This window comes from Bacillus sp. FJAT-47783, assembly GCF_022808615.1.
Taxonomy (GTDB): Bacteria; Bacillota; Bacilli; order Bacillales; family Aeribacillaceae; genus Bacillus_BZ.
Map to the genome: position 1 here is coordinate 151,089 of NZ_JAKZKS010000001.1, position 20,112 is coordinate 171,200.

Genomic DNA, 20,112 nt, shown 5'->3' on the forward strand with positions numbered 1-20,112 from the left:
TTTCAAATTTTAGCATAAATTCAGAAAATGTCAACCCGAGTTTTTTTATCGGAATTATGTTTTTTCTAAAAGAGATAAAGAGGAGCTTATAGCCCCTCCTTTCCTTAAACCGCCATCCACTCTTCACTTTTATGGTTTTTGCGCCATTTTGATAATTTGTTCACATCTTCTTCTGAAATGTATCGTTCCTCTTTTGCGATTTGAACTAATGTGTCGTAATCACATAAGGAATACGATTCAATGTTTGCTTGTTCGATGTTTTCTTTTGCCATCTGTAATTGATATGTAAAGATGGACACGATCCCTAATACTTCACAGCCTTCATTGCGCAGTGCATCGACGACTTTTAAGGCGCTTTGCCCGGTTGAAATTAAATCTTCAACGACAACAACCTTTTGTCCTTTTTCGACTTTCCCTTCAATTTGATTTCCTTTGCCATGGCCTTTCGGAGAGCTCCTCACATAACACATCGGAAGGTTTAGCTTTTCACTTACAAGGGCGGCGTGAGGAATACCGGCCGTCGCCGTTCCCGCAATGACTTCAGCTTCTGGGAATTTCGCTTCAATCAGTTCTGATAATCCAACGTATATATGTTTGCGAACTTCCGGAAAGGATAATGTCATACGATTGTCGCAATATATAGGTGACTTAATGCCACTTGCCCATGTAAACGGATCGTTTGGACGCAATAATACGGCACCGATTGAGAGCAAATCTTTAGCCAATTGTTGTTTCATCCATCTCACTCTCCCATTCTTGTTTTACCGAAATGTAAGCACTATATGGATCATTTGCTTTTGTAATGCTTCTACCTACAACAATCGCTGATGCGCCTTTTTCACGCGCTAAGCTTGGTGTGGCCACTCGCACTTGATCATTATGTTGATCTTCTTTCATTCGTATGCCAGGGGTTACGGTTTGAAAATCATCTCCGCAAGCTTCGCGAATACGCTCGACTTCATGAGTTGAACAAACGACACCGTCAAGCCCTGAGCTTTTCGTTTGCTTGGCAAGATGAATAACAGAATCTAACACCGTTGTGTTCATATTTAAATCGTCCCGTAACATTTGATCACTCGTACTCGTTAATTGTGTAACGGCAATTAATGTCGGACGAGTACGATTTGATTGTGTACCGATTTCAAGGCCTTCTAACGCTGCTTCCATCATCTTTTTCCCGCCTAGTGCATGCACATTGACCATATCTACACCGATCCTCGCAAGCCCCGTCATCGCTTGCTTGACTGTATTTGGAATATCATGTAGCTTTAAGTCTAAGAAAATTTGATGACCTTCGTCCTTCAAGTAAGAAAGAATGGAAGGTCCTTCTTGAAAGTAAAGTTCCATTCCTACCTTTACAAAAAGTGACTCATCGAAATGTTGCAAAAACGATTGAACTTTTTTACGATCTTCAAAGTCTAAAGCGATAATAATTGGCCGATTATTCACTCTTCCAGCTCCTTCCGACACACTCTGATACGGAATCAATCCCTAGCTCTTTTAACTTCTTTGGTAATGCTTCAATGATTTCTGGGCAAATATATGGGTTGACAAAGTTGGCCGTTCCGATTGCGACGGCAGATGCACCCGCATACAAAAATTCAATGACATCATCAACAGACATAACGCCGCCCATCCCAATAATCGGGATGCTCACCGCTTGGCTTACTTCATACACCATTCGAATCGCGACAGGCTTAACGGCTGGACCAGATAGTCCACCTGTACGATTGGCGATAATTGGCTTTGCTGTTTTCAAATTTAAGCGCATCCCTAAGAGCGTATTGATTAATGTTAGCCCATCTGCACCAGCATCTTCTATCGCTTTGGCAATTTCTTTAATATCGGTCACGTTTGGGGAGAGCTTGACATAAACAGGAACTGTTGCTTTTTTCTTTACTTCTCTCGTCAAATGTGCCGCAACTTTCGCATCCGTTCCGAATGTAATCCCACCTTCTTTCACATTCGGACAAGAAATGTTTAATTCAAGTGCCTTTACGTTTTTTGCTTCGCTAATTCGTTCAGCTACAGTCACATAATCTTCAACCGTTGTCCCAGCGATATTGGCGATAATTGGCACATCATACTGCTCTAAAAATGGTAATTCCTCTTCCATCACTTTCGTTAAGCCTGGGTTTTGCAGCCCGATCGCATTTAACATGCCAGAAGGTGTTTCCGCAACTCGTGGCGTATCATTCCCAAATCGCGGCTCTACCGTCGTTGCCTTAATCATGATGGCGCCTAACTTTGACAAATCATACAATCGACTATATTCACGACCAAAGCCGAAGCATCCAGATGCTGGCATAATCGGATTTTTCAACTTTAAACCTGGTAAGTTAACGGTTAACATTTAATACATCACCTCTCCCGCACGGAAAACAGGGCCATCTGTGCAAACTTTACGGTAGTCTGTCATTCGTTCGTCATCTTTTAAATGACAAACACAAGCAAAACACGCACCGATTCCGCAACCCATTCGTTCTTCTAACGAAATATACACATCATCCGTTGGATACATATCTTCAATCGCTCTAAGCATCGGTGAAGGTCCGCACGTGTACAATGTTTTAAATGGTATGGACTCTTTCTTTAATACATCTGTTACAAACCCTTTTTCCCTGTATGAGCCGTCTACTGTTGTAATCCATGTTTGTCCTAGCTCGTTAAATCGTTCCTCATAAAATACAGCATCCGCTGATTGAAAACCTAGTACATGTGTAACGTTAACTCCTTTTTTGACGAGCTGATTTGACAATTCATATAAAGGGGGAACCCCAATTCCCCCTCCGACAATTAAGGCATGATCCCCTTTATCCATTTCATCAATGGAAAACCCGTTGCCTAGTGGTCCTAAAATGTCTAGCTTTTCACCGATCTTTTTTTGCGATAGTCTCTTTGTACCAGCTCCGTCGACGCGATAAATAAGCTTCATCCATCGTTCGTCTCGATTGAATTCAGCAATACTTATCGGTCTTCGAAGAAGCAAATCGAAGCTATCATCAACTTTTATGTGCACGAATTGACCCGGCTTATTAATGTCAGCTACGATCGAACCTTGTAGTGTCAGTTCATATATATGTGCTGCCAATTGATGATGATTAATGACTTCCATCATTTCCTTTTTCATCGAACGGCCACCTCAACATCTTTTCCCTTCGTCTTTGGCATTGCTTCCGTTGTTAAAGCCATCGCTTCTAACACGCGTAAAATCGCATTTGCTGTATCCAGTGACGTTAAGCAAGGTACACCATTTTCAACCGCTTCACGACGAATGCGGAACCCATCACGCTCCGGTTGTTTTCCTTTCGTTAACGTATTTATGACAAACTGTGCTTCTCCGTTTCGAATTACATCTAAAATCGTATCGCCTTCTGTTCCGATTTTGCTTACTACTTTTGCAGGGATGCCATGATCGTTTAAAAAGGCGGCTGTACCTTCTGTTGCCAACACTTCATAACCGATGTGATAAAAACGATTTGCTAAGGAAAGTCCTTCTTCTTTATCTTTATCGGCAATTGTTAAAAGGACAGAGCCGTGTTGCTCAATTTTCATTCCTGCTGCAACTAACCCTTTATATAATGCTTTTTCTAATGTATCATCTTTCCCCATCACTTCTCCCGTTGATTTCATTTCCGGCCCAAGTGTAATGTCTACGCGTCTTAATTTCGCAAAAGAGAAGACTGGTACTTTCACAAATACATTTTCTGGTTCAACTGCAAGTCCTGTTTCATACCCTAAATCGGTTAAAGATTGACCTAAGATAACTTTTGTTGCTAAGTTCGCCATCGGAATTCCCGTAATTTTACTTAAAAACGGAACGGTACGACTTGATCTCGGATTCACTTCGAGCACATATGGTTCATTGTTCGAAATAACAAATTGGATATTTAATAAACCGACAATGTTCAATCCTCTTGCTAATCGAATCGTATAATCGACTAATTTATCCTTTATTTCGTTCGATAACGTTTGCGGAGGGTACACGGCAATGGAGTCACCTGAATGGACACCAGCTCGCTCGATATGTTCCATAATTCCTGGGATGACAACATTTGTTCCATCCGAAATCGCATCGACTTCAATTTCGCTTCCTGTTAAATATTGATCGATTAACACAGGATGATCTGGGTTGATTTTCACAGCATGCTCCATATAGTGTAAGAGCTCTTCTTCTCGGTAGACAATTTCCATGGCACGACCTCCAAGCACATAAGAAGGTCGAACTAAAACCGGGTAACCGATTTGCTTCGCAATTTTCACTGCTTCTGTAACAGATGTAGCCGTTTTACCAGCTGGTTGCGGAATTTCGATTTCATGTAACGCTTGCTCAAATTTATCGCGGTCTTCCGCTCGATCTAAATCTTCTAAGCTTGTACCTAAAATTTTCACACCGCGTTCTTCTAATTTCGCTGCTAAATTAATCGCGGTTTGCCCACCAAACTGAACGACAACCCCTTTTGGTTTTTCCAAATCTACGATGTGCATCACATCTTCAATTGTTAACGGTTCAAAGTAGAGCTTGTCAGATATACTAAAATCGGTTGAAACAGTCTCTGGGTTGTTGTTAATAATAATCGCTTCATATCCTGCTTCACGAATGGCCCAGACGGAATGAACGGTAGCATAATCAAATTCTATCCCTTGGCCGATACGAATCGGACCAGAACCTAGTACGATGACACTTTCACGTTCTGTTACAAGTGATTCATTTTCTTCCTCGAATGTACCGTAAAAATACGGTGTTTCTGATTCGAATTCAGCTGCACATGTATCAACCATTTTGTATACAGGGATAATACCGTGCTCTTTACGAAATGCATAAATTTCTTTCTCTTTACTGCTCCAAATTTGTGCGATTGTATAGTCACTAAAACCTATTCTTTTCGCTTCACGTAATGGTTGAATATCAAACGGATTCTCTTTTAACACTCGTTCATGTGCAATGATGTTTCGTAATTTTCTTAAGAAAAAGAGGTCAATTTGACTCCATTCGTGTATTTGCTCGATTGTTACCCCTCGTCTTAACGCTTCACCGATATAAAATAGTCGTTCGTCTCCCGCTTTTCTAATGCGTTTTTCAATCGTTTCATCATCAATTTGATCCGCATCTTTTAACGTTAAGTGATAGACGCCAGTTTCAAGAGAACGAACCGCTTTTAATATTGATTCCTCGAAATTACGACCAATGGCCATCACTTCTCCTGTCGCCTTCATTTGCGTTCCTAAATGGCGATTTGCTGATTCAAATTTATCAAACGGCCAACGTGGAATTTTCGATACGACATAGTCTAAAGCCGGCTCAAAACACGCGTACGTTTTTCCTGTTACCGGGTTAATCATTTCATCGAGTGTTAATCCGACAGCAATTTTAGCCGCTAATTTCGCAATCGGATAACCCGTTGCTTTTGATGCTAAGGCTGATGAACGGCTAACACGCGGATTTACCTCAATGATATAGTATTGAAAGCTATTCGGATCAAGGGCTAATTGGACGTTACAGCCACCTTCAATTTCAAGTGCGCGAATTAGCTTTAACGACACATTTCGGAGCATTTGATATTCACGATCCGATAACGTTTGACTTGGCGCTACGACGATTGAATCACCTGTATGAACGCCGACTGGGTCAATGTTTTCCATGTTACATACGACAATGGCATGATCCTCAGAGTCACGCATGACTTCATATTCAATTTCTTTATAACCTGCAATACTTTTTTCAAGTAAACATTGGTTGACAGGGCTTAATTTTAAACCGTTCGTTACAATTTCTACTAACTCTTCTTCATTGTTACAAATTCCACCACCTGTCCCCCCTAATGTATAGGCTGGGCGGACAATGACTGGATATCCCACTTGTTGTACGAACGTATACGCTTCTTCTAAATGATGAATGATTTCGCTTTCGGGTACTGGCTCGTTTAATTCATTCATCAGGGCACGGAACATTTCACGGTCTTCCGCTTTTTGTATCGCCGAAAGATTTGTTCCTAAAATTTCTACGCCACACTCATCAAGTACACCTTTTTCATGTAATTGAACCGCTAAATTTAAGCCTGTTTGTCCACCGAGTGTTGGTAATATCGCATCTGGACGCTCTTTTCGGATAATGCTAGATAAAAAGTCGACCGTTAACGGTTCGATATATACTTTATCGGCAATTTCTACATCGGTCATTATCGTTGCTGGATTAGAGTTTACTAAAATGACTTCATATCCTTCTTCTTTTAATGCCATACATGCTTGTGTTCCAGAATAATCAAACTCAGCAGCTTGACCGATAATAATCGGGCCTGATCCAATTACTAAAATTCTTTTTATATCTACGCGTTTTGGCATTGAAGATCCCCTCTTTTCTTCTTCGTTTCGTTCATCATGTTCATGAATTGATCAAATAATCCGTTTGCATCTTCAGGTCCAGGTGATGCTTCAGGGTGATACTGGACAGTAAATGCTGGGTATTTTTTATGTCTAAGTCCCTCTACAGTTCCATCGTTAAGGGCTACATGCGTTACTTCTATGTCTGTATTTGTTAAAGAATCAGGATTTACCGTATAACTATGGTTTTGAGACGTAATACTTACTTTGTTCGTTGCTAATTCTTTTACCGGATGGTTTGAGCCTCGATGACCGAATTTCATTTTTTCCGTTTCTGCACCAGATGCAAGTGCGAACAATTGATGCCCTAAGCAAATGCCGAAGATCGGAACACGACCGAGTAATTGACGAATCATTTCAATGGCTTCTGGAACATCTTTCGGGTCTCCAGGACCGTTACTTAACATGACACCATCTGGATTTAAGAGCATAATATCTTCTGCAGTAAAATTGTGTGGAACAACGACGACATCGCAATCGCGTTGATTTAATTCTCGTAAAATACCGTGCTTCATTCCAAAGTCTACAAGTACGACACGGTGACCACGCCCCGGTGAAGGGTATGGAGTTTTCGTTGATACTTTCGCTACTTGGTCTCGCATTAATTCTGTATGCTTTAACCTTTCAACAACTTCGTTCGGCTGTTCATCGATCGAGCAAATCGCTCCTTTTAATGTTCCGTATTGGCGAATGATTTTCGTTAATTTTCTCGTATCGACACCACTAATTCCTGGAATGTCTTTTACTTTTAAAAATTCATCTAATGTCATTTCGTTTCGGAAGTTTGAAGGCTCTACACAAGCTTCCTTTACAATCATTCCGTGAATCGAAGGGTTAATGGACTCAAAATCATCGCGATTAATTCCGTAATTTCCGATGAGTGGATACGTAAATGTGACGATTTGTCCGCAGTAAGATGGATCGGATAATGTTTCTTGGTACCCTGTCATGCCTGTTGTAAAAACAACTTCTCCGATAATATCTATTTCGCTTCCAAAAGCTTCTCCTACGAAAAATTCTCCATTTTCTAACACTAGTAATCGTTTCATCTTTTTATTTCACGTCCTTTTCCCAAACAATTTCACCATTTACCATCGTTAAAATCGGCCATCCGTTACACGTCCATCCAGCAAACGGTGTATTTTTACCTTTTGAGACAAACTCATTTGGATTGATGTCAGCTTCATGATCTAAGTCAATGACTGTTAAATCAGCTAATGCCCCTTCTTGTAATTGACCTAGATTTAATCCAAATCTTTCAGCTGGTTTTACCGTCAGCCAATCCATTAATTGTTTCAATGTAAAAACGTTTCGTTTTACGAAATGTGTATATAGGAGTGGGAAGGCTGTTTCTAAGCCGACAATTCCAAATGGCGCTTGCTTCATTCCTTCACTTTTTTCTTCCTCCGTATGTGGTGCATGATCTGTCGCAATAAAATCGATCGTTCCATCTAATAATCCTTCAATTAATGCCTCTCTGTCTTCTTTACTGCGGAGTGGAGGATTCATTTTGAAGTTCGGATTCACACCTTCTATATCTTCATCACAAAGTAATAAGTGATGTGGGGTTACTTCACATGTCACATTTATTCCCGCCTTTTTTGCATCGCGAACGACGCGAACGGACTCTTTCGTACTAATGTGGCATACGTGATAATGACATCCAGTTGCTTCCGCTAATAACACATCTCTTGCAATATGAACACTTTCACAAACAGATGGAATACCCGGTAAATTATTTTGTTTAGCATAAACCCCGTCGTGCACTGAGCCGCCATATATTAAAGAGTTATCTTCACAATGCGCTACAATGGAATAACCGTTTTCGGCTGCTTTTTTCATCGCTTCAAACATCATTTTAGCTGATTGAACCCCAACTCCATCGTCCGTAAAGGCAAATGCACCAGCTTGTTTTAAACTTTGAAAATCTGTCAATTCTTTTCCGGTTTGTCTTACCGTAATGGAAGCATACGGTAACACCCGGACATGTGCCGTTTCGTTAATTCTTTCCATTAAATCATCCATATGTTCGACCGTATCAGGGACAGGTCTTGTGTTTGGCATCGCAGCAACGGTCGTAAACCCGCCTTTTGCCGCGGCAAGTGTACCTGTTACAATCGTTTCCTTCTTTTCACCACCTGGTTCACGCAAGTGAACGTGTAAATCAATGAAGCCAGCGGAAACTAATTTCTCTTTGCAATTTATGATATTTGAACCTTCTTCTTCAATTCTCGAAGCTATTTTTTCAATTTTGCCGTTCTTTATTTTTATATCAACTGTTTGAAATTCTCCTGTTTCGGTTATTATACGGGCATTTTGTAAGATGATGGACATAATGACATTCCCCCTTGATCGAATTGAAAAAGTGCTCGTTTTAATACAGCCATACGTACAAAGACACCGTTTTCCATTTGTTTAAATATTCTTGAGCGAGGACATTCCACTAAGTCAGAGTCAATTTCTACTCCTCTATTTACTGGAGCTGGGTGCATAATAATTGCATGTCGTTGCATTTGCTTTTCTCGCTCTTTCGTTAAGCCGAATTTTTGTAAGTATTCGGATGTTTCTGATTTTGTTTCATGCCTTTCATGTTGAATTCTGAGCAACATGATCACATCTGATGTACGAACTGCCTCATCAATATCTACATACGTTCCGAATGGATTTTGATCATCTTTCCACTCCGGTGGGCCGCTAAATAGGACATTTACTCCGAGCCTTGACATCACTTCGGCATTTGATCTCGCCACACGGCTATGACGAATGTCCCCGATAATCGAAACTGTTAAACCTTTAAACTTCCCAAACTCTTCATAAATGGTCATTAAATCAAGCAAGCTTTGTGTTGGATGATGTCCACAGCCATCACCTGCATTTATAATAGGTATACCAAGATTCGTTAGCTGATCAAAATAGCGATTCTCTTCATGGCGAACAACAACGGCATCCGCACCTATTGCTTGAAGTGTTCGGACAGTATCGTACAACGTCTCACCTTTTTGCACACTTGAAGTACTTGCTTCAAAATTCAACACTTCAAGGTCAAGCTTCTTCTCGGCAACTTCAAAACTAAATCTTGTACGTGTGCTCGGTTCAAAAAATAAGTTTGCAACGAAAAGTTTTTCTTGAGCTTTCCAGCCCTCATTTTGCTTATAATTAGCAGCATCTTGAATAATTTGCTCAATCTCTTCAATTGAAAGGTCTGTCATCGTTAATAAATGATTCATCATCTTTTCTCCCTTCACGAAACCTCTTTTTTCTTATGTTTCCCCATTTCAATAAACAACCCTAACCAGCACAAATTGGTTAGGGTGTAATTCTTGATGAATGCCATATCAAGATTACACCCTTTGAAGCCTCACTGGACTTCGATTAAAAGGTGTTTATGATGCGACTAAATCTTTCTTTTTCGTTGTTTCGTCATTTTCTCCCTTTTCTTTCCCTTTCGGTAATACAAGATTTAACACGACACCGATAATTGCCGCAAGTGCCATACCATGGAGTTCAAATCGTTCACCTATATGGATGACTGCACCACCAACTCCGATGACTAAAATGACGGACGCGATAATTAAGTTACGCTTTTCTCCTAAATCCACTTTATCATCAATCATCATTCGTAAGCCGCTTGATGCGATAATCCCAAACAAGAGGATCGAAACGCCTCCCATTACAGGTGTTGGGATGGATGAAATGAGCGCGGAAACTTTTCCGATAAACCCGAAGGCAATCGCGAAAACAGCTGCTCCAGCAATGATGTAGACACTAAAGACTCTCGTAATCGCAAGAACACCAATATTTTCACCGTAAGTCGTATTTGGCGGTCCACCGATTAGTGCCCCAATCATCGTTGCTACTCCATCACCTAAGATTGATCTTGATAGCCCAGGCTTTTGAATGAGATCCCGTCTTACAACTTGACTTAATAACATTTGGTGACCAATATGTTCAGAGAGCGTTACAATCGCAACAGGCACCATTAAGAAGATGATTTCGGCAGAAACTGTTGGTGTGTAATCTTTAAATGGAATAATGAATTGTGGAGCTTGAATCCATTTAGCTTCTACTATTTTCGTAAAGTCTACAATCCCAATGACTACGGAGTATACGTAACCTCCTGCGATTCCAAAAAGAACCGGTATTAAATTGAAGAACCCTTTAAAGAACACAGAGCTTACAATCGTAATGAGCAATGTGACAAGAGCGACAGAGAAATGTAGCGTACTATATTCACCATCAGGATTATTCATGGCCATGGACACGGCTACATTCGCTAAGCTTAAACCGATGACGATGATGACCGGTCCGATCACAACAGGTGGGAGAAACTTCATGACCCATTTATACCCTGCTGACTTAATGACAATCGCGATAATTCCATATACAAGCCCTGCTAAAAAGCATCCAACCATTGCTCCTCCAGGACCTGCCGCTTCTTTCGCTGCAATGAGTGGTGCGATAAAGGCAAATGATGAGCCTAAATAGGCAGGAACTTGGCCCTTTGTAATGATTAGAAACGCTAGAGTTCCTAGACCACTTGAAATCAAAGCAACTGCAGGGTCAATACCAACTAAAAATGGAACTAAAATGGTCGCCCCAAACATCGCAAACAAATGTTGAAAGCTTAACGCGAACCAAGTAGAGGCTTGTGGTTTTTCCTGTATATCTAAGATGATGTCTGTTGAATGTTTCATGTTCGTTCCTCCTCTTTTCTCATTTAGTCCGATCTCGTATTTGTCTAAAAGAAAACCCTCTTTGCTAAAGGTGCAAAGAGGGCACAGTGGTACAAATCGGAAACGGAAGTCATTCCATTTCAATTTGTCCATTCTCCCCCTTTGCAGCCTCACGGGACTGTCATTAAAAGGGTCTTGTTATTCCTTTTTATGAATCGTTACTCGATCAGTTTCGTCTACTTCTACTAATTCAACAACAATTTTTTCGGAGCTCGATGTCGGAATATTTTTGCCGACATAGTCTGCGCGTATTGGCAATTCACGGTGTCCGCGGTCAACTAGAACGGCAAGCTGAATTTGTGCCGGTCTTCCGTGATCCATGATCGCATCCATCGCTGCTCGAACGGTTCTACCTGTGTAAAGAACATCATCAACAAGAATAATCTTCTTATTGTTAATGCTAATCGGAATGTCTGTTCCTTTTACGAGCGGTTCGTTATCAACGGTTTTTTTCGTTAAATCGTCACGATAGAGCGTAATGTCTAGCTCGCCTACCGGAATTTCATTTCCTTCAAATTTTCCAATTCTTTCTGCTAAACGCTTGGCTAAGTAAATACCGCGTGTTTTAATTCCGACTAAAATGCAATCTTCAATACCTTTGTTTCGCTCAATAATTTCATGTGAAATTCTCGTCAATGATCGACGAATCGCTTGATCATCTAGTACTGTCGTTTGTTGCATCTTCTTCACCTCGATTCATTCCGTGAGCACAAAAAATCCTCTCAAACTTTAGGCTTGAGAGGACATACGAATTGTAGGATTTATCAATCGTATTTGAACTCCTTCTCAGCCTCACGGGACTGTATTAAAGGTTCACTTTCTAATGGTATTATTTCATATGAGATTAAGTCTGTCAATAATTATTCTTTAAAACTTGAAGCAAATGTTCGAATTCTGTCGGTAAAGGGGCTTCAAATTCCATGTACTCACCTGTTTTAGGGTGAGTAAAGCCCAGTATTCCAGCATGAAGGGCTTGTCCCTCAATTGGCAACGTTTTTTTCGGACCATATTTTGGATCTCCTGCTAACGGGTATCCTATATATTTCATGTGTACACGAATTTGGTGCGTTCTCCCTGTTTCTAATTGACATTCAATAAATGTATATTCCTTAAAACGTTGAATAACGTTGAAATGAGTAACTGCTTCTTTACTATTCACTTCTGTAACGGTCATACTTTGACGATCTTTCGGATCACGTCCAATCGGTGCATCAATCGTTCCGACATCATGAGGGATTACACCGTGAACAATGGCACGATATTTTCTCGTCACCGTTTTTTGGACAAGTTGATTGACGAGCGACTCATGAGCCCGATCATTTTTTGCCACCATTAACAGCCCCGATGTATCTTTATCAATACGATGAACAATCCCAGGACGTAAAACACCGTTAATGCCTGATAAATCTTTACAATGTGCCATGAGTCCATTCACAAGCGTCCCTGAAGAATGCCCTGGTGCAGGATGAACAACCATTCCTCGCGGCTTATTGACGACTAATACATCTTCATCTTCATAAAAAATATCTAAATCCATTTCTTCTGGTTCTACATCTAGGCTTTCAGGTGCAGGGATCGAAACCGTAATCGAATCATGTAATTGACATTTATAATTCCCTTTTACTTTTTGATCATTGACGAGCACTAACCCGTCTTTTATCCATTGTTGAACTTGTGTTCGTGACCAATCTTTATGATAAGTGGATAACATTTTATCAATTCGTTCATTAGCGAATGATTCCTCAACGAGAATTTTTACTAGCTCCATGTATGTTTACTCCTTTTTTTCCTTTCCTTCAAAAAACAACATATAAATAAAAAGTAAGATGACACCAATCGTTAAAGCACTGTCAGCTATATTAAAAATCGGAAAGTCGTATGTAAAGATAAACGTATTAATAAAGTCAACGACTTCTTTACGAAAAAGTCGATCAATAAAATTACCGATGGCACCACCAAGCATAAAGCTAAGTGCAACCCCCATTAACGGCTCTTTTTTCGCATATTTGTTCATGTAAAATATGATCCCAATTATGACAATGGCAGTAATGATATAAAAAAATGCCATTTGACCTTCCAAAATGCCCCATGCTGCTCCACGGTTTCGGTGTGACGTAATATACAAAAATCCTTCAATCACTTTTATACTTTCACCTAACTGCATGTTTTGTACAACAAGCCATTTCGTTACTTGATCTAGAATAATGACAAATAAAGCAATAATATAGTAAATCACAATCTTCACATCCTGCTAATTTCAAGTTTACTTTTGAATAGTAGCATAGTTTTCATTAGACTGTAAAGAAATTCTCAAATGACAAAAAGGAAAAAAGAAAGGAACGCTCCTTTCCTTTTAAGAATAAACTTCCCGTTTTTCGAAAAACCTTTGTAGTGAGAAGTCGTCAACTGTTCTAGCTGTCGGTAATAAGTGTAATTTGTCAAAAGGGATGAGTTGTGATGTTTTTTCACAAATACCAAATTGGCCATTTTGCAATTTCCATAATGCCCTTTCTACATCCATTAATTCATCATTCATCATCGCTCGAATCGATAGGGGAAGGTTATGTTGTTCCATTAAACAAGTTTGTAACTCTTTTTTCATTAACTGTAGTTCGTGTTCAATTTTCATAAGGTTGTTTAGCATTCAGAACAACTCCTTGTTGTTCAGAAATTTGTTTGTAATGATAGTGTAGACGTTTCACCTCATCTTAACGCGTATCAACTTTTTCCTTGTATACCAATGCAGAAAAAAATTGACAACATAAACGTCAAATCTTTTCATTAGGAAAGTGCAGAAACCTTTATAAATTCTGATCCTATAAGTAAAACCCACAGAAATCATCCATATTTCTGTGGGTTTCTTCATTTATAATGATTTATCCTCTTACATTAACAACTATATTGTTCACTGATAATTTGTGCACAGCGCGGGCATAACGTTTCATGTTCCTTTACAGACCCAACTTCAGGTGTTACGACCCAACAGCGTTCACATGTTTCTCCTTTTGCTGGTTCGACAACAATTTTGACGATTTCGAAGCTTTGAGCATTTGCTGGCGCATCTTCTATTGATCCACCTAGTTTAAATTCGGAGACAATAAATAACTGCTTTAAGCTTTCCTCAACAGAATCAAGTAATGCTTTTGCCTCTTGATTTACAAATAAAGTGATGCTTGCTGTTAACGATTTACCAATCACTTTTTCATTACGTGCAACTTCTAACGCTTTTAGTACATCATCACGAAGTGCCATAAAGGCATCCCATTTCTTCACTAATGCATCTGCCTCATCAATTTGTACAACTTCTGGCATGTCGACTAATTGTACACTTTCTTCTTGAACAGACGTAATATGACTCCATACTTCCTCTGTCGTGTGAGGTAAAATTGGTGCCATTAATTTCACTAATGCAAGAAGCGACTCATATAATACAGTTTGAATCGCACGGCGTTCATGATGATTTGTTGCTTCAATATATAATACGTCTTTAGCAAAATCTAAATAAAATGAACTTAGTTCAATTGTACAGAAATTATGAACAGCGTGATAAATTGCAGCAAATTCATACTCATCATAAGATTTTTTCACTTTTTCAATAAGCTTGTTTAATTTCACTAACATATATTGATCAACTTCACGTAATTGATCAAAAGAAACGGCATCTGTATTTGGGTTAAAATCAAATAAATTTCCTAATAAGAAACGATAGGTGTTTCGAATTTTACGATACACTTCTGCTACTTGTTTTAAAATCGCATCAGATACACGAACGTCTGCTTGATAATCGACTGATGCAACCCAAAGGCGTAAAATGTCAGCACCAAGCTGATTCATAACTTTAGCTGGTACAACGACATTCCCTAATGATTTACTCATTTTACGTCCTTCACCGTCCAGTGCAAAACCGTGCGATAAAACCCCTTTATATGGAGCTTTCCCTGTAACAGCAACAGCTGTTGATAATGAAGAGTTAAACCAGCCTCGGTATTGGTCAGATCCTTCAAGATAAAGGTCAGCTGGACGTTGTAAGTCTTCACGTTCTTCTAATACGGCTTGATGTGATGAACCTGAATCGAACCAAACGTCCATAATATCTGTTTCTTTCGTAAACTGTCCATTCGGACTTGAAGGGTGTGTAAAGCCTTCCGGAAGCAAGTCTTTGGCTTCTTTTTCAAACCAAATATTCGAGCCATGTTCACGGAATAATTTTGAAACATGTTCGATCGTTTCATCTGTAATAATCGGCTCTCCATTTTCCCCGTAAAATACTGGAATTGGCACACCCCATGCACGTTGACGAGAAATACACCAATCACCACGGTCTCTTACCATATTAAATAAACGCGTTTCTCCCCATGCTGGTACCCATTTTGTTTCTTCTATAGCTTTTAAAAGCTCTTCACGGAAGTCTTTTATCGAAGCAAACCATTGCGCCGTTGCCCGGAAAATCGTCGGTTTTTTCGTGCGCCAATCATGCGGATAAGAGTGTGTAATAAACGATAGCTTTAATAACGCACCATTTTCCTCTAATTTTTGCGTAATTGGTTTATTCGCTTCGTCATAGAATAGCCCTTCAAACCCAGGCGCATCTTTCGTCATATATCCTTTTTCATCAACGGGACATAAAACGTCTAAACCGTATTTTTGTCCGATCATGAAGTCATCTTCACCGTGTCCAGGAGCTGTATGAACACATCCTGTACCAGCATCTGTTGTGACATGCTCACCTAGCATAACGAGAGAATCACGGTCATAAATTGGGTGTTTGGCTACAATATGCTCTAACTCACGACCTTTTACTGTTTTAACGACTTCGACATTTTCCCAGCCGATTTCGTTTGCAACCGTTTCAAGCAAGTCTTTTGCGACAACAAACTTTTCACCATTGACTTTTACGACGTTATAATCAAGATCAGCATGAACGGCTATTCCTAAGTTTGCAGGAATTGTCCAAGGAGTCGTCGTCCAAATAACTAGTTTTTCATCATGTTCTAATACACCTTTTCCATCCTTCACTTCAAAGGCAACATAAATAGATGGTGAACGTTTATCGTAATATTCAATTTCTGCTTCAGCTAACGCTGATTCACTAGAAGGAGACCAGTAAACAGGTTTTAACCCTTTATAAATATATCCTTTTTTCGCCATTTCCCCAAACACTTTAATTTGTTGTGCTTCATATTCTGGCTTTAACGTAACATATGGATTTTCCCAGTCTCCACGAACTCCGAGACGTTTAAATTGTTCACGTTGACGATCAATTTGTTCCCATGCATATTCTTCACAAAGCTTACGGAAATCAGCAACACTCATTTCTTTCCGATTTACTTTTTTGTTTTTCGTTAACGCTGTTTCAATTGGTAGACCGTGTGTATCCCATCCCGGAACGTACGGTGCATGATAGCCATTCATCGATTTATAACGAACGATGAAGTCTTTTAAAATTTTATTTAAGGCATGGCCCATATGAATATCACCGTTTGCATAAGGCGGTCCGTCATGCAAAATAAATAAAGGGCGACCTTTCGTACGTTCTTGTACTTTTTCATAAATGTTCACATCTTCCCATTTTGCTTGAATGTCTGGCTCACGCTTCGGAAGATTTCCTCGCATTGGAAACTCTGTTTTCGGCATGAGTAGCGTATCTTTATAATCCATTTCCATTCCTCCACATCAGTTAAAAATAGCAAAATAAAAAACCTTCTCATCCCTAAGGGACGAGAAGGTTAGCTCGCGGTACCACCCTTTTAGATATACAGTAGTAGTATGTATATCCTCTTCATTCCATTGTAACGGGTATCGTCCCGTCTTAGCTTACTTTGTCTATTCAGCTAAGAACTCAAGGGTGATGTTCATTCCTTCACCTTTTGCTTAGCTCCCACCAACCTAAGCTCGCTTTAAGAAAAGGTATAGAAGGAACTACTGTCCCTCTCATTGTTTTAACATTATAGTGTTTTCTGTTTTTTGTATTATATGCGAAAAAAAGTCGAAAAGTCAAGCGCATAAAGAAAAACTTCATTCTTTTTGGAGTTTAATATTAAGACTTAGATTCTTCATACTCCTCGTCTATAATCGGCTCTACATTGTACTCCATTAGATGATCCCAATCATCATTTTTTAATAAGTCAAGCTGTGCTTCAATGAGCATTTGGAATCTTGTACGAAACACTTTGGACTGTTTTTTCATTTCCTCGATATCCATCGCGATTTTACGCGACTTGGCAAGTGATTCATTAATAATGCGATCGGCATTTTTTTCCGCTTCCTTAATGATGAGTTTCGCTTCTTTTTGCGCACTTCTTTTTACATCCTCTGCTGCTTCTTGCGCAACTAATATCGATTTATTAAGCGTTTCCTCTATATTGTTAAAATGACCTAATTTCTCTGTTAGCTCTTGAACTTTTGATTCAAGTTCTTTTTTTTCACGAATGATCATTTCATAATCTTTGATCACTTGGTCAAGAAACTCATTTACTTCATCTTCATCATAACCGCGGAATCCTTTCGTAAATTCCTTATTATGAATATCTAATGGCGTTAAAGGCACGAATGCCACCTCCGTATGTATTGACTTCATTCTTTTTCAATTATATAGCATATTTCGACAGAATGAACAAATTTCCTTCTAATTCCTTAAATTATTTTTGAACACCAACAATCATTTTTATTTTATCTTTTTTAGTCCGTCCTTCAATAGATTGAATTTTACAGCGTCCGAATCCGCGTACAGAAATTAAATCTCCTTCCCCTACTTCAAAAGACGCATCCTCCACTATTTTCCAATTCACTTTCACATCACCATTGTGAATAAATGGCTTCGTCTTTTGACGAGATAAATTGTAAATCGATGAACAAACCGTATCAAGTCTTAATGAAGAAGTTGTCGTCATTCGTTCTTCAAATCGATCATACGTTTCAATCACTTCATCTCCATTAACCTTTCTAAGCGAAACGTTCGTTCTTCCTACTTCTTGAAAATTCATTTCTACGAATGATTCGATTTCTTTCGCCACAATCACTTGGATTCGGTCACCTTCTATTAGTATATCACCAAATTTCGTTCTCTTTACCCCAAGTGACATTAACGAACCTAATACTTGTCGATGTTCTAATTTGACAAATTTTTTCGGATAATCGATTTCATACACACTTAATTGGAAGTCATCTCTCCCTAATGCGAAATAATCAGGGTATAAAAGCGCTCTTTTTCGCTCAACATGTTCACTTCCACCGAAAAAAGCTACTTTCACGTCATGATGATGACCGATGACACTTTGGACAATCCATTGTTCTCTTGGATCTAAAAAATCGGTTAATTTAGGTCTATATTGCCCTTCAACAACGTTTTTCCACTCTAATACCATTTCGATAAAATGACGTTCATTTTCGCGAAAATGTTGAAAAATTCCTTCCATATTGACAACTCCATACTTTTTCCTTTTAACTATAAGTTCTATTTCAATATTTTAAAGATCCTCTCAATAATAGAATAAGAAAAAAAGAGGCAGAAAAGCCCCTTTAAAAAATCATCATATATAACGAAACGAGTCCATAATTGGCCAATCTTAACACAAGTAAGGCAACAATTGGCGAAATATCAATCATTCCTAGCGGTGGAATGAAACGGCGAAACGGTTCTAAAAACGGTTCGCAAATTCTTGCTAAAAATTGACCTATTGCCGATTCACGAGCGTTCGGAAACCAGCTCATGAGTATGTATATAATAATGGCATAAGAATAGATCTCTAATAATCGACTTAAAACACCAATCACTAATCCCATTATACGTTACCACCTTTTATTTTCTTCCTCTGGTAAAAAATCAGAAATCGAACCAGATACATCTACATTTTCGGGTGTACATAAAAAGATATCGACACCAACACGTTGAATATCTCCGCCAATAGCATAAACCGTACCACTTAAAAAGTCAACGATTCGCTTCGCTTGGTCACGATTAATTCGCTGAAGATTCACAACAACAGACCTGCGACTTTTTAAATGATCTGCAATTTCTTGTGCTTCTGAATAGGCCCTTGGTTCGCATAATATCACTTTAGAGGATTTTTGTACACTTTGCAAACTAACAACATTTTGCTTATGACTTTGTTGTTGTGGGACTTCTTGCGCAAAGCCTCTTCTATTAATAGAACTTTCATTTTTTTCTTCTTCGTAATGCTGATCTTCTTCTACATATTCATATTCTTCATCATCTAATGCAAAGAAGCTTCTGAACTTATTTTTAATACTCATCGATTCCATACCTCCGATTCCGCTTTATTCGCCTCTTTAAAATTAGTAACACTCCACTGAATGAAGTTTCATTTATTCCCCCACTAACGAAGACCCGATACGAACAAATGTTGCTCCTTCCTCAACCGCAATATGATAATCGTTCGACATTCCCATTGATAGTTCAGTACAAGGTGCAAAAGGTAATTGTAACGCTTGCACTTCCTCTTGTAGATTTTTTAGTGAGCGAAAACACGCACGAATGATTTGTTCATCTTTTGTATATGGTGCCATTGTCATTAAGCCCATTATTTCAATATTTGTATACGGTTTGAGACTTTTAATAAAATCCGTACATTCATTCATATGTAAACCATGCTTTGATTCTTCTTCTGATGTGTTCACTTGTACAAAACAGTTAATTTTCTTCTTTGCTCGCTTTTGTATTTCTTTTGCTAGAGATAATCGATCAAGTGAATGAATATAATCGATGTTATCAATAATGTTTTTTACTTTTCGTGATTGAAGAGTGCCGATAAAATGCCATGTCGCCTTATCACCGATTCGCTCATATTTTTGTGAAAATCCATCATCTCGATTTTCACCTAAATGACAAACACCAGCCTTTACAGCTTCTTCTGCTCGGTCTATTGATACATACTTCGTAACAGCAATGATTTGAACCTTATCTTTCGTACGATTCGTTTTTCTACAAGCATCTTCAATATTCGCTTGAATGGCTGCTAAATTTTCCTTTACAGTCAAG

General features: G+C 39.0%; 19 protein-coding genes and 1 other annotated feature. All 19 genes read right to left on the bottom strand.

The features are described 5' to 3' along the window. Positions 1 to 104: 104 nt before the first annotated feature. Positions 105 to 737, bottom strand: a complete 633-nt coding sequence (gene pyrE, locus MLD65_RS00745) for an orotate phosphoribosyltransferase (RefSeq protein WP_243289939.1) — start codon at positions 735 to 737, stop codon at positions 105 to 107. Then, a complete protein-coding gene (gene pyrF, locus MLD65_RS00750) occupies positions 718 to 1,449 on the bottom strand; it encodes an orotidine-5'-phosphate decarboxylase (RefSeq protein WP_243289940.1) in 732 nt (243 codons plus the stop codon). Before pyrF ends, pyrE begins: the two co-directional genes overlap by 20 nt. Then, entirely contained in the window at positions 1,442 to 2,353 is a 912-nt protein-coding gene (locus MLD65_RS00755; RefSeq protein ID WP_243289941.1) for a dihydroorotate dehydrogenase, read from the bottom strand. The genes pyrF and MLD65_RS00755 overlap by 8 nt, the downstream gene beginning before the upstream one ends. Beyond that, a complete protein-coding gene (locus MLD65_RS00760) occupies positions 2,354 to 3,130 on the bottom strand; it encodes a dihydroorotate dehydrogenase electron transfer subunit (RefSeq protein WP_243289942.1) in 777 nt (258 codons plus the stop codon). Beyond that, positions 3,127 to 6,342, bottom strand: coding sequence for a carbamoyl-phosphate synthase large subunit (gene carB / locus MLD65_RS00765; protein ID WP_243289943.1), 3,216 nt, complete (start codon positions 6,340 to 6,342; stop codon positions 3,127 to 3,129). Before carB ends, MLD65_RS00760 begins: the two co-directional genes overlap by 4 nt. Continuing rightward, complete coding sequence (locus MLD65_RS00770) at positions 6,327 to 7,430, bottom strand: carbamoyl phosphate synthase small subunit (RefSeq protein WP_243289944.1); 1,104 nt, start codon at positions 7,428 to 7,430, stop codon at positions 6,327 to 6,329. Before MLD65_RS00770 ends, carB begins: the two co-directional genes overlap by 16 nt. A 4-nt stretch (positions 7,431 to 7,434) precedes the next feature. Beyond that, positions 7,435 to 8,715: a dihydroorotase gene (locus MLD65_RS00775; RefSeq protein ID WP_243289945.1), complete on the bottom strand. Its 1,281-nt coding sequence runs from the start codon at positions 8,713 to 8,715 to the stop codon at positions 7,435 to 7,437. After that, on the bottom strand, positions 8,685 to 9,608 hold the full coding sequence (locus tag MLD65_RS00780) for an aspartate carbamoyltransferase catalytic subunit (RefSeq protein ID WP_243290244.1): 924 nt from the start codon (positions 9,606 to 9,608) through the stop codon (positions 8,685 to 8,687). Before MLD65_RS00780 ends, MLD65_RS00775 begins: the two co-directional genes overlap by 31 nt. 156 nt (positions 9,609 to 9,764) lie before the next feature. Then, positions 9,765 to 11,075, bottom strand: coding sequence for a solute carrier family 23 protein (locus MLD65_RS00785; protein ID WP_243289946.1), 1,311 nt, complete (start codon positions 11,073 to 11,075; stop codon positions 9,765 to 9,767). A gap of 177 nt (positions 11,076 to 11,252) precedes the next feature. Then, positions 11,253 to 11,795 (bottom strand): bifunctional pyr operon transcriptional regulator/uracil phosphoribosyltransferase PyrR, encoded by a 543-nt coding sequence (pyrR, locus tag MLD65_RS00790; RefSeq protein WP_243289947.1) that lies wholly within the window; start codon positions 11,793 to 11,795, stop codon positions 11,253 to 11,255. 172 nt (positions 11,796 to 11,967) lie between these two features. After that, the gene (locus MLD65_RS00795) at positions 11,968 to 12,882 is read right to left on the bottom strand and encodes an RluA family pseudouridine synthase (protein WP_243289948.1); all 915 of its coding nucleotides are present in this window, start codon (positions 12,880 to 12,882) and stop codon (positions 11,968 to 11,970) included. A gap of 6 nt (positions 12,883 to 12,888) precedes the next feature. After that, a complete protein-coding gene (lspA, locus tag MLD65_RS00800; RefSeq protein WP_243289949.1) occupies positions 12,889 to 13,350 on the bottom strand; it encodes a signal peptidase II in 462 nt (153 codons plus the stop codon). Positions 13,351 to 13,467: 117 nt separating this feature from the next. Beyond that, positions 13,468 to 13,758: a TraR/DksA C4-type zinc finger protein gene (locus MLD65_RS00805; protein ID WP_243289950.1), complete on the bottom strand. Its 291-nt coding sequence runs from the start codon at positions 13,756 to 13,758 to the stop codon at positions 13,468 to 13,470. Positions 13,759 to 14,003: 245 nt separating this feature from the next. Continuing rightward, positions 14,004 to 16,772 carry an isoleucine--tRNA ligase gene (gene ileS, locus MLD65_RS00810; protein ID WP_243289951.1) on the bottom strand — a complete coding sequence of 923 codons (2,769 nt, stop codon included), beginning with the start codon at positions 16,770 to 16,772 and terminating at the stop codon, positions 14,004 to 14,006. A gap of 52 nt (positions 16,773 to 16,824) precedes the next feature. Next, positions 16,825 to 17,058: a binding site (T-box leader), on the bottom strand. 93 nt (positions 17,059 to 17,151) lie between these two features. Next, the gene (locus MLD65_RS00815) at positions 17,152 to 17,661 is read right to left on the bottom strand and encodes a DivIVA domain-containing protein (protein ID WP_243289952.1); all 510 of its coding nucleotides are present in this window, start codon (positions 17,659 to 17,661) and stop codon (positions 17,152 to 17,154) included. A gap of 91 nt (positions 17,662 to 17,752) precedes the next feature. Then, complete coding sequence (locus MLD65_RS00820; RefSeq protein ID WP_243289953.1) at positions 17,753 to 18,529, bottom strand: YlmH family RNA-binding protein; 777 nt, start codon at positions 18,527 to 18,529, stop codon at positions 17,753 to 17,755. A 103-nt stretch (positions 18,530 to 18,632) separates the two neighbouring features. After that, positions 18,633 to 18,896: a YggT family protein gene (locus MLD65_RS00825; RefSeq protein WP_243289954.1), complete on the bottom strand. Its 264-nt coding sequence runs from the start codon at positions 18,894 to 18,896 to the stop codon at positions 18,633 to 18,635. Between the two features lie 6 nt (positions 18,897 to 18,902). Further along, positions 18,903 to 19,367: a cell division protein SepF gene (locus MLD65_RS00830; protein WP_243289955.1), complete on the bottom strand. Its 465-nt coding sequence runs from the start codon at positions 19,365 to 19,367 to the stop codon at positions 18,903 to 18,905. A 72-nt stretch (positions 19,368 to 19,439) separates the two neighbouring features. Further along, a complete protein-coding gene (locus MLD65_RS00835; RefSeq protein ID WP_243289956.1) occupies positions 19,440 to 20,111 on the bottom strand; it encodes a YggS family pyridoxal phosphate-dependent enzyme in 672 nt (223 codons plus the stop codon). Position 20,112: the final 1 nt, after the last annotated feature.